Source organism: Synechococcales cyanobacterium T60_A2020_003 (assembly GCA_015272205.1).
Taxonomy (GTDB): Bacteria; Cyanobacteriota; Cyanobacteriia; order RECH01; family RECH01; genus JACYMB01.
The window spans coordinates 1-10674 of record JACYMB010000358.1; the positions used below are offsets into that span (position 1 = coordinate 1).

8 protein-coding genes, 1 tRNA gene and 1 pseudogene are annotated in these 10674 nt (G+C 51.7%); 7 read left to right on the forward strand and 3 right to left on the reverse strand.

Annotated features, from left to right (window positions below; all coding sequences use genetic code 11):
* Window positions 1-825: Hsp70 family protein (locus tag IGR76_17545; GenBank protein ID MBF2080264.1), on the forward strand; the 825-nt coding region annotated here is incomplete at its 5' end.
* A gap of 144 nt (window positions 826-969) precedes the next feature.
* On the opposite strand, the gene IGR76_17550 is transcribed toward IGR76_17545, so the two are convergent.
* A tRNA-Ala gene (locus tag IGR76_17550) sits at window positions 970-1042 on the reverse strand.
* A gap of 125 nt (window positions 1043-1167) precedes the next feature.
* Here IGR76_17550 and IGR76_17555 point away from each other — a divergent pair.
* The 6 genes and pseudogenes from IGR76_17555 (at window position 1168) to IGR76_17580 (ending at window position 7820) form a co-directional block, all read left to right on the forward strand.
* A complete protein-coding gene (locus tag IGR76_17555; protein MBF2080265.1) occupies window positions 1168-1437 on the forward strand; it encodes a hypothetical protein in 270 nt (89 codons plus the stop codon).
* A 33-nt stretch (window positions 1438-1470) separates the two neighbouring features.
* Complete coding sequence (locus IGR76_17560; protein ID MBF2080266.1) at window positions 1471-1644, forward strand: hypothetical protein; 174 nt, start codon at window positions 1471-1473, stop codon at window positions 1642-1644.
* Complete coding sequence (locus IGR76_17565; GenBank protein ID MBF2080267.1) at window positions 1610-1792, forward strand: hypothetical protein; 183 nt, start codon at window positions 1610-1612, stop codon at window positions 1790-1792. The genes IGR76_17560 and IGR76_17565 overlap by 35 nt, the downstream gene beginning before the upstream one ends.
* Window positions 1793-1813: 21 nt before the next feature.
* Window positions 1814-2044 (forward strand): EamA family transporter, encoded by a 231-nt coding sequence (locus IGR76_17570; protein MBF2080268.1) that lies wholly within the window; start codon window positions 1814-1816, stop codon window positions 2042-2044.
* Between the two features lie 169 nt (window positions 2045-2213).
* Window positions 2214-3839 (forward strand): annotated as a pseudogene (locus IGR76_17575) (MFS transporter).
* 249 nt (window positions 3840-4088) lie between these two features.
* Entirely contained in the window at window positions 4089-7820 is a 3732-nt protein-coding gene (locus tag IGR76_17580; protein MBF2080269.1) for a CAAX protease, read from the forward strand.
* Window positions 7821-7834: 14 nt separating this feature from the next.
* Here IGR76_17580 and IGR76_17585 read toward each other — a convergent pair whose 3' ends face one another.
* Both IGR76_17585 and IGR76_17590 read right to left on the reverse strand, forming a co-directional pair.
* A complete protein-coding gene (locus IGR76_17585; protein MBF2080270.1) occupies window positions 7835-9457 on the reverse strand; it encodes an Hsp70 family protein in 1623 nt (540 codons plus the stop codon).
* A gap of 19 nt (window positions 9458-9476) precedes the next feature.
* The coding region (locus IGR76_17590) for a diflavin flavoprotein (GenBank protein MBF2080271.1) at window positions 9477-10674 on the reverse strand (1198 nt) is incomplete at its 5' end.

The window sequence follows — 10674 nt, forward strand, 5'->3', positions numbered from 1 at the left end:
AACCCGGATGAAGTGGTTGCCGTTGGTGCCGCCATCCAAGCGGGTGTGCTTGCGGGTGAGGTGAAGGATATCCTACTCCTTGACGTTACACCGCTGTCCTTGGGTGTGGAGACCCTGGGTGGCGTCATGACCAAGATTATTCCCCGCAACACCACCATTCCCACCAAGAAGTCGGAAACCTTCTCGACGGCAGCAGATGGTCAAACCAACGTGGAGATCCACGTCCTGCAAGGTGAGCGGGAAATGGCGAATGACAACAAGAGCTTGGGAACCTTCCGTCTCGACGGCATTCCTCCGGCTCCCCGTGGCGTTCCCCAGATCGAAGTTACCTTTGACATCGACGCGAACGGTATTCTCAACGTTCGGGCGAAGGATAAGGGTACGGGTAAAGAGCAGTCCATCAGCATCACAGGCGCATCCACCCTGCCATCGGATGAAGTCGATCGGATGGTGCGAGAAGCGGAAATGAATGCTTCGGCTGACCAAGAGCGTCGGGAGCGCATTGACCTCAAGAACCAAGCGGATTCTCTGGTCTACCAAACTGAGAAGCAGTTGACCGAGCTGGGTGATAAGATCCCCGGTGCGGATAAGGAGAAAATTGAAGGGCTGCTCAAGGATCTGAGAGAGGCGATCGCCAGTGAAGACTTTGACAAGATCAAGACTCTGATGAACGACCTCCAGAAAGCCTTCTACAGCATCAGCAGCAATCTCTATCAGCAAGCGGAGGGGGGCGCACCATCTGACGTAGGTGCAGGCCCTAGCGATACCTCTGGTGGGGGTGATGATGATGTCATCGATGCGGAGTTCTCCGAATCTGATAAGTAGATTCAAATAGCTCAACCCTGGCAAGTGAGTGCATCTTGTATGCACCTGAGTATGGGCGAGACATCCAATTCCTTGGGTGTCTCGTTTTTTGTGGGGATGGCGATCGCAAGATACGATGGCCTAGGGGATAGAAAAGCAATTGAATGGAGAATAGGAGATTCGAACTCCTGACCTCTAGGGTGCGATCCTAGTGCTCTACCAACTGAGCTAATTCCCCAGGCTCTCTGATTTTATCAAATGCAGGTGTGAAGCTTCTATAGTGTCCTGGGATTCACCCAGTTGGGTGATTTCAGGGGAGATTGTGAACAGGCACACTGTGGAGACATCGCGGTAAATCTACTCATGGACTCCTCGTCTCAACCTCCGTTGTCACGCGTACAGACTCCGCTTCAACCCAATCTTGGCTATGGGGCGGCCCTTGCCGCAATTTTGTGGGCGATCGCCGCGATTGCGGCCAGTGAGCTATTTCGTGCCGGGGTTGGCCCCATGGAACTTTCAGCGAGTCGTACCTTTGTGGCCGCCGCAGGATTAGGGATCATTGCCGCATGGAAGCCGAGATCCCGGAGGTGGGGCAATTGGCGGATTGGGGCGTTAGGGATATCCCTAGCTTGAGTCACCGCAACCTACTATGTCGCAATTAGCCGCATGTCTGTTGCGGTGGCGATCGTGATTCAGTACACGGCTCCGGCCATCGTTGTTGGGTGGAATGCCTTTCGGACGCGCACCTGGCCTCACTGGATTACGGTATTAACGGCAGTGATGGCCATGCTGGGGGGGTGTATTCGTGTCGGGTGTCGGTACAACGGGACTTCAGATTGATAGCATTGGGCTATTGACAGCTAGCCTGAGTGCGTTATTTTTTGCTAGCAATACGCTGCTGAACGAGTCGATGGTACAAACCTACGGTGCCATTGGGTCAATGTTTCGGGGATTTGCGGTGTCTAGCGCCTTTTGGCTCGCTATCTAACTTTCCCAAGGAACGCTTCCTGTGCTTTTTCAGACCCAATATGTACCGGGCGTTCTGTTTGTGGGTATTGCCGGAACGTTGGTTCCCTTCAGCCTATTGTGTTGGGGAATTCAGCATGTGCAGGCAGAACGAGGGGCGATCGCCGCAACGCTAGAACCCGTGATGGCTGCCCTGCTTGCATGGTTTGTGTTAGACCAAATTTTGTCATTGCCCCAGATCGTTTTGGAGGGATACTCGTCATCATCGTTGTGACTGCTCTACAGTTCTACAAACCTATTCATACCGAGTTCTGAACTGACTTCTGAGGAGAGATCCGCTGACAAGCTTGCAGAAGTTTATATTTATACATAAATAGATTCCTGAAATCTTATAACTCTGTCATAGGATGAGGGATATTTCATCTCAACTCCCCTTTCCGTCTATGACTCAGAAGGAGCAGTCGTTTTTACAGACTTGGGGGCCATCTATTGGTCTATGCCTGACTCTGTTTATTGTTGCTTATAGCGTTAGCCTGGTTCCTGCAATTATGCCCCGCATTGTTCGGGACTTAAATTCCAGCGTTGGGTATGTCCAAGGAGCCTTGGTGCTACTCGCCTTAGTAAAAGCGTCCTTCGCGCCCACCTGTGATAACTTAAGTCAGCGCTACGGGCGCAAGCAAGTATTTATTGCAGGGCTTTTTCTATTTGCGGTTGGTGCGATCGCTGCCTCTATCAGTCCTCATATGGGGCAATTTGTAGCAGCCTACTCCCTAATCATTGGGATTGGAGCAACCCCGCTCATTGGCTCTCCCCGTGCGATTATGGGCAGTATCTATAGCGATAAAGCCGAAAAATTTGCGCTTTTAGCGTTGGCGGTTTCATCAATTCTAGGGGGACTAACGGGATCATTATTAGGGGGATGGATTGCGCTAATATTGGATGGCGGTGGGCATTTTTGCCCGAACTATTGCTGATTCCGCTAATTCTGCCGCTAGTCCGTTCGGTTTCATCCACTCGACGACCTCCTGCTAAACCGATTGACTGGATCGGAGGGCTATTTCCCTTTGGTGGCTTTGGTCTAGTGCTGTTGGGTGTAAGTCTATCTGGCGAATATGGATGGTGGAATCCTAAGCGCATTTTTTCAATTTTTGATCTGGTGATTCCGCCTTTCTCGTTGTCAATTGTGCCTGTGCTGATTGCCGTTGGAATTATTTGTTTGGGATTGTTCATCACCTAGCAACGGCAGCAGTTGGCTCAGGGACACGCACCGCTGATGCGATTCGGGCTGTTGCGATATGCACCGTTTTTGATGGTGGTTAGCGTTGCAACATTACATACTTTAATCCCATCGGGGATTCAGTTCAACCTCTATCAGTTTGTGCCTGCTCTCTTTAGCACCAATCCATTTCAAACGGCGATCGCCATTATTCCCTTTCAGCTTGCGTTGCTGGTTGCCATTATTGGAGCCACATTCAAACTTGTGGGACGCGTGCCTGGGCGAACCATTCATTATCTATGCAGGGCTGACTCTCTTTAGCGTTGGTCTTTGGCAACTTTATCGGGTGATTCATCTCGATATGACGCTGGGTTCTCTCCTCATCCCCTTGATGATCATGGGGGCAGGGTCAGGACTTTTTCTATCCCAGATTGGCATGTTGGCATTTTCAACGGTAAAGCATGGACAGCGTGCTGAGGCTAACGGCATCTATACCCCGTTTCAAAATCTGGGCTCAGCTTTGGGTCGAGGGATTCTGGGTACCGTTTTAATTAGCATTGCGTCTACTCGAATGGTCGATAAGGCGATCGCCGAACTAGGGCGGTCGGTCACGGTCACTCAGCGATCGGGAGCAATTACAATGCTACAGCGGGTGCTACAAACCTATAACCGCCAAGAACGGGGAGAGTTTTTTCGAGGACTTCCGGAAAATATCCAACCGCATTTGGACGCCATTATCGATAGTTCGGCGATTGAGGCGATGCAGGTCGCAGTACTTCTGGCGATCGGATTTAGCATCGTCTGCCTAGTCATTGCCCTGTGGGTGCCTCGTCGAAATCCGGCTCAGCAATAGCTCAATCCCTTAATGCTTCCATTGATTCTTCGGTACAGCCTTCGTTCCGCAAGGGAACCGCTTCCTCCTTGGAGTCTATTAGCGGTTTCACAGTATAAAGTTAATTCGCATTTGTGCATTCAACCGATAGCAGCATTGGTAGGATACACAGCAGATAACCTGAGCGAACCCGGTTTAGAATCCGAATTTCTCAAGGCCGAGGGGATGGGGCGATCGCATTTTAGTATTAACAATCCTTATTAACTCAGTATGGATACATCAGACATAAACAGAATATGGGAGAACATTGGAGGGGCATTCTGGTTTAACCAGGAAGCCTTTCAAAACGCAGCCTCTTCTCCCCATAGCGTACGGGACACCTTGATCGTCGTTCTCATTGCAGGATTGTCCCTTGCGGTTGGCCAAAGCATTATTTTGTTCATCAATCAGGTTAAGCCTCTACGCTTCGTTTTTAGCCTACTGATTAGCGCATTTTTATTCGCGTTTGGCTTTTTGTTTCTGGTCTTTAGCACCTGGCTAATTACGCTACTCCCTTGGTCTACCACGGCTTCACTGCCGTCCTTAACCGCTGTCTTAGGGTTAAGCTATGTGCCCCTGCTATTTAGCTTTTTGGGGGCATTTCCCTACTTGGGGATGCCGATCCTCAACATTTTGTCGATCTGGAACTTGTTGCTCATGGTGTTCGGGTTCTCCACATTGACTGGAGTATCCATTCTCAACGCCTTTGGGTACGTCGTCTTTGGATGGATCGTTCTCCAGCTCTTGCAACAAACGATAGGTCAACCCATCGCCAAACTAGGACAACGTCTTGCGAATACTGTTGCGGGCGTAGATTTAGAAACGACTCGCCGAGGGATTACCAACATTGTGAATGAACGGGCGCAAGCGTCCTCAACGGTGTGGAAGGAAGAATTGCAGGATCGGATGCAGGAACTCCGCAGTGGGAATCTTTCGGAGGCCATTCTGGGGGATGGCGTATTGGGAAACCCTGAGACTGCGGGCGATCGCCCACCTACACCCCTAGAATCAGTTGCGACTGCCGCCAGTGCCACCATCCAAACCACAGACTTTGCCCGTGAGGCAGAACGGGGAGTAAATACCACGCTAAAAACCATCCTGGGACTCCTAGGCATGGCCGTGCTGACCTGCATTGTTGTGATTGCCCTTCGGCCAGTGCGAGAGGCTTTCTTTGGCTGGGTGAATAGCTTACCCGCTTTGATACGACTCATTTTTGGCCTGACATGGGTTGGAGTGATTGCCGTCGTTGTGGCTGGGTTACTAGCACCGCTGGAAACTCTTGGCTGGTGGGCAGGCTGGTACGAGGACGAAGTAGACACCACCATCAACGCGGGAGAACTGGCAGAACCCGTCTCAGATGCCTCTGGTATTTCTCGTTTTATCGTCTATTTGGACGGGATTGGCATCTCGTCGTTTGAGTATTTGCCGGATATTGAGGAGTTTTTGGATACCCTTGCCCCGGCATTACCCGACGATATGGCCTTGTTGCGAGGGATTATTCCCTACTCTGTGTTGAACAGTCCTCTCGATGAGGATCGACCGCTATCGTTTCTATGGCGTGCGGCAGATAAAGCTCGATTTGCCAATCCCATGGCGCTGCTTGGACTTTTGGTCAACATCCGCAATGTCATGATTGTGGCGGTGTCGGCAGATAAGCGCTATGGCCCACTGTACAACCAGGGGATTGCCCAGGTCGTCTATAACGGCTTACTGAAAAATGGCTATCAACCCGCTAGCGGCACACCGATCACGCTCATTGGCTACAGTGGCGGTGGTCAGATGTCCTGTGCCTGCGCGCCTTTTCTGAAACGGGCATTGAGTGCGCCGATTGACGTGATCTCTCTGGGAGGCGTGATCAGCGCGAACTGCAACCTCCTAAAGCTAGAGCATCTTTATCATCTGGTCGGTGAGAAAGATAGTGTTGAGCGAATTGGCCCCGTGATGTTTCCTGGTCGTTGGAAACTGTTTTTTCTGTCGTTTTGGAATCGCGCGAAACGACGGGGAGAGATTTCGTTTATAAATATGGGGCCTGTAGGACACCAAGTTCCTGGCGGCATTCTGGATCCCAACGTGATCTTAGCCGATGGGCGGAGTTCGTTGCAGCAAACCATTGAAACGATCACGGGCATTCTCAAAGGTGAGATTTTGCCAGAAGTGGATTTGAGTGCAGTGAAGACCAGTAACTACTCTCTCTACAGGCAGGCTGCCTTTAATCAGTACAGTTCCTATCCGATTCAACACACTGTTGATTCCACCTGGTATCAGCCAATTGGGGAATGGATGGGACGCTTGATTTTACCTGCTAAAGAGGAGCGATCGCGCATTAAAGGAACTCTCTTTGAAGTCCACCATACTCCTCCTGCGTATCAACATTTAGTTGGACAAGTCGTAGATCTCACTTGGGTCAATGAACCGAGGGTCAACAAGATGATAGCTGCGGTGACCCACGATGTCCACTTCAGCGTTGATGCGGAGTATAGTAGCAAATACGGGGGATCGATTCTTCCCGATCGCCTCAACCATTGGCTACAGGTGAATCCGCTGGAGTCGTTGGCGGGTTCCCATCCCATTGATGATTTGATCGTCATGCTGGATGGAGAGGTCTATGTTGAACCTCAAGGAAATTCTGAATCTGCCGTTTTACGGATTCGACGGACGCCCGTAGAGATTACAGGACGCTACTATGCGTTGGTGCAAATTCAGGGTGCAACGGGGACGGACGACCGTTTCCAGGTCATCCACTTCAACCGAGCGACACGCCAGTTTGATGGCCTAGCCGAAGAGATGCGGTTTCCCCAAGTGGTGTTTGCCGAAGCCTATGGCAGTTATCCTTCAACAATGGCGGATATTGAGCGATCGCCCCTCAATGAAACGGGATGGTATGTCTATGGGGCAAAGGATACCGAGGGAGTCTTTGTGGTGCAGTCTATTGGGCCACGAGCGCTGTTTCAACTGCGTCCCGATCAGGTTGTCTTTGGGGAAAAGGCAGGCTACCGCTATATTCGCAAAGAGGCATGGGCGAATATTGCAGCGCAAAAAGGGAAAATTTCTTCCGTTCTGTGCAGTCCCAAAGAGAATGGACGATCGTCTGCGATTCAGGATGCGATTGACGAGTGGAAAGAGAGCGATCGCGCTTTACTTGTTCACGTCTACGGTGGCATTGGTGGCAACAAGAAAGAGCCAGCGGCAGCTACCCCTATTTTCTTTGGTCACTTTGCCTATGGACTCGCGAGAGTGATTCGCGACCCGCTAGCCGATGAACTCCGCTTTGACTTGCAGTACTACCAGGTCTATACCCAAAATACGGACGGCTTAACCTCCGGCATTCTTCACTGGTCGCGCTATCTGGGCGATCGCCAGTTTGGGTGGCTGGGAACTCGTCCGACCTGTGATTTGCTCATTAAGCTCGATCCCTTTACCAATGATTTTGACTTTGATGGCCTAAAACGTTCCGCTCTGACGCGGATGCTGATTCAGCTAGAGGTAATGGCGGCACGTTATCGCATTGGGGATGGCACAGGTGGAACCTACGTAGGGCCTGCGAATAATTGTTCCCAAGATTCAAATCAAGCGCTCTTTGCCAGTATTCAACAAACTATTGAAAGCATGAAAGCTAACGATGAATTGCTGATCGATTGGGCAAACCGGAATCCTGATCAGGCAGACCGTTTGAAGGATTTAACCCAGCTAGGGAAAGACCTCAAGCTAGAGTTACAGCCCTTTGGTAAGCCCCGCGCTGATTGGGAGAAAAACGAGTACAACTTGGGTAGCACCATTGAGGATCAACCGATTCGCAATTTGGTGATAGGGCTAAGCAGTTGGCGGACGCTGTTACCTCGGAAGGCCAGCGATATGGTGGTCAAGGTCTTCCTCGATTATGGGGCAACGGTTTGGGTACTGCGGACGAATCAGGTTGGTGGCTATGATCCCGACATTGAACCGATCGCACCAATGACCTTGTAGAAAACCTCTAGCCACTACGAGAGACGCACAATCACTTGTTCCTCCATCAGCGTTCGGGCTGTCAGGAGATCCTCTACGGTGACCCGCAAAAAGCGATCGCCATCGACTTGAAACAACAGCTTAATGCGATCGCTCCCCGGATATCCCGGTGGATCAAGAGTTGCTAAGGTTCGGGCACTGTCGGTGTCGTTGAGGGGCTGCACTTGAGTCTGTTCCGTAGATAGAGTCCGGGTTACGAGGCGATCGCCATCAAAATAGACTTCGGTAGCGGTGGTTCCCTCTGCACCCAGTTCCCCAATCACCACTTCAATCCGGGGCTGATTATCCATCGATGCGCCCAAAACGAGTTCTACCGCCTCTGGGGTGGGATAGGGTTGTCCCTCTTTGATCAGCGGATGCCAGCCGTGACGATTATTGCGCCGATCCCAATAGCGGATACCGTAGCTGTGATAGAGAAAGTCTTTGATCTCAAATCCTTGACTGAGTTGTAAGGCTCCTTGGGCGATCGCCTCAAAGGGTTTTTCAGACCGCACTTTTTCTGGGTCGAACTGTTGCCGCACCCAATCTTGAACGGCGGGAATCTGCGCTGTGCCACCGACTAGGAGAACAGCATCTATATCGCTCGGTTCCAAGCCTTGTCGGCGAGCCTGTCGTAAAACTTGGGTCAGACATCCCTCAAGGCGTTCAAAAAAGCCACGATCGCTCAGGAGTTGGGTGAAGCGATCGCGATCCATGTGCAGCGAATAACTTTCAAACGTCTCATCGTTGAAATAGGCTTCTGTGGCCTCAGATTGCTCTGAAAGTTGGATTTTGAGTCGTTCTGCTAGGCGTAGGGTCAAGGCGGTTATGGGCAATCCGTCGGTTTTGGCAAAGGCATCCACTAACCAGTGATCAATATCCGATCCGCCCAGATTCTCCCCTGCCTTCGCCAGCACTCGCGCCAGTTTTGGACGTTGCGCCGATTCCTCTGCCAGGTTCTTCTGTCCCCATTTCAGCAGAAACCCTAGCGGCTTACCCGTAGCCGTATTCGCCTGTTCTAGCCGCACCAGGGACATATCCAGCGTCCCTCCTCCGAAATCGATAACGAGAACCGTTTCTCCACCATTCAGACCATAGCCAAGGGCGGCAGCCGTCGGCTCATCCAGCATTCGCACTTGATCTACGTTGAGGCTTTGGCAGACCTGCCCCAGCCAGTTGCGATAAGCTTCAAAACTATCGACCGGAACCGTAAACGTGAGGGATGACAGATCGCCTTCCGTGGCTTGCAGCGATTGAATGATAGAGGTCAAGAACCACTGCCCTGCCCATTCAAAGGTGACAGTTTGACCATCGAGATCCGGTAGAAATCCTTGCACCGGAGTGCCAATTCCCCGCTTGAAGTTGCGGAAAAATCGAGGATTACTCGCTAGGTCTAAGCCGCGATCGCGCACCTGTTGACCCACCCAAACTTTCTGAGCCTCAGCCTGTTCGACGTAGATGAGACTGGGAACCAGCGGTGGATTGGCACCTACCTGCATCGATAATTCCGGTAAGCTCAGCGTTTCCGCAGATTGGGTTGCCGCATTCCACCGTGCCACAACCGTATTGCTAGTTCCAAAATCAATGGCGTATCCCGAACGAGCGATCGCGTCTCCCATGGGTCAAACAATTGAACGATTAATAGTGGCTACCGGATTTGCGGTGATGCACAGCGGTCTTTGCATTCGTGTCAAATACGTTGCCCTGTTGCACCGTTGCGTAGACCACCCAATGGTCGCCGCACTCCATCCGGTTCACCACTGTACATTCTAAATAGGCAAGGGCATCAGTGAGAATAGGGGAACCGTTTTCAGCCTCTTCTGTGCTTACTCCGTCAAATCGATCTTCGCCTGGGCTAAAGGGCTTGAGAAATTGCTTCATCAGTCCTAAATGTTTGCCCTCGGCCAACACATTCAGTACAAAGGAGCGATCGGGATAAAGCAATGACTCCACCGCGCGATCCTTCGCAACAGCTACCGTGAGTCCGGGAGGGGTAAACGTGGCTTGAGCAACCCAGGAGGCTAGCATCGCGCTCGACACATCTCCCTGGCGAGTTGTGAGTACACACAGCGAGCCGACAATCCGACCCACGGCCTGCTCCGTTGGTGTAAAGGTCGAACCCCCGACGCCTGGAGTTGGCGATAGAGCTTTGGGCGATCGCCGCTTTTTCGCTTTCTTCAGTTCCTGGGCGAAGTCCGTTCCCGCTTCTTCGCACATTTTCAGCGTCACATCCGTGGGCTTGAACTTTACGCGAATGGGATCAAAGCCAAAACTATAGCCTGCATCACGCAGTTTGCCTTCCAGTAAATCGATTGCCTCCCCACTCCACCCGAAGGAACCAAACACGCCAGTCAGCTTATCTTTAGACGCTGTTGAGAGAATGATACCGAGAGCCGTCTGGATCTGGGTGGGGGCGTGTCCACCCAACGTGGGAGACCCAATGATAAATCCGTCGCAGGACTCCAGAGCTGTCTGGATTTCATCGGGCGTGGCACTTTCGCAGTTGATGGACTCTACGGAAACCCCAGCTTTGGTAATACCACGGGCTAAGGCTTGAGCCACGGTGGCTGTATTGCCATAGGCCGAAGCGTAAAGCAACGCAACCGAAAGTTCCTGGGTTTGCTGCTGGCGACTCCATTGACGGTAAGCATGGGTGAGTTCGGTCAAACTATAGCGCACTAGCGAACCGTGACCTACCGCATAAAAATTCACCGAGCTGACATCCGCGAGCTTATCGAGGGCAGTCTCTACCTGACGTGCATGGGGAGCCATGACGCAATCAAAATAGTAGCGGCGAGCGCTCTGAAAGGCTGTCCACCCTTCGTCAAAAACCTGA

Coding starts and splice junctions, on each gene's coding strand:
- IGR76_17555 (MBF2080265.1), top strand. CDS start 1,168: ATGGACTCCTCGTCTCAACCTCCGTTGTCACGCGTACAGACTCCGCTT.
- IGR76_17585 (MBF2080270.1), bottom strand. CDS start 9,457: ATGGGAGACGCGATCGCTCGTTCGGGATACGCCATTGATTTTGGAACT.
- IGR76_17580 (MBF2080269.1), top strand. CDS start 4,089: ATGGATACATCAGACATAAACAGAATATGGGAGAACATTGGAGGGGCA.
- IGR76_17560 (MBF2080266.1), top strand. CDS start 1,471: ATGTCTGTTGCGGTGGCGATCGTGATTCAGTACACGGCTCCGGCCATC.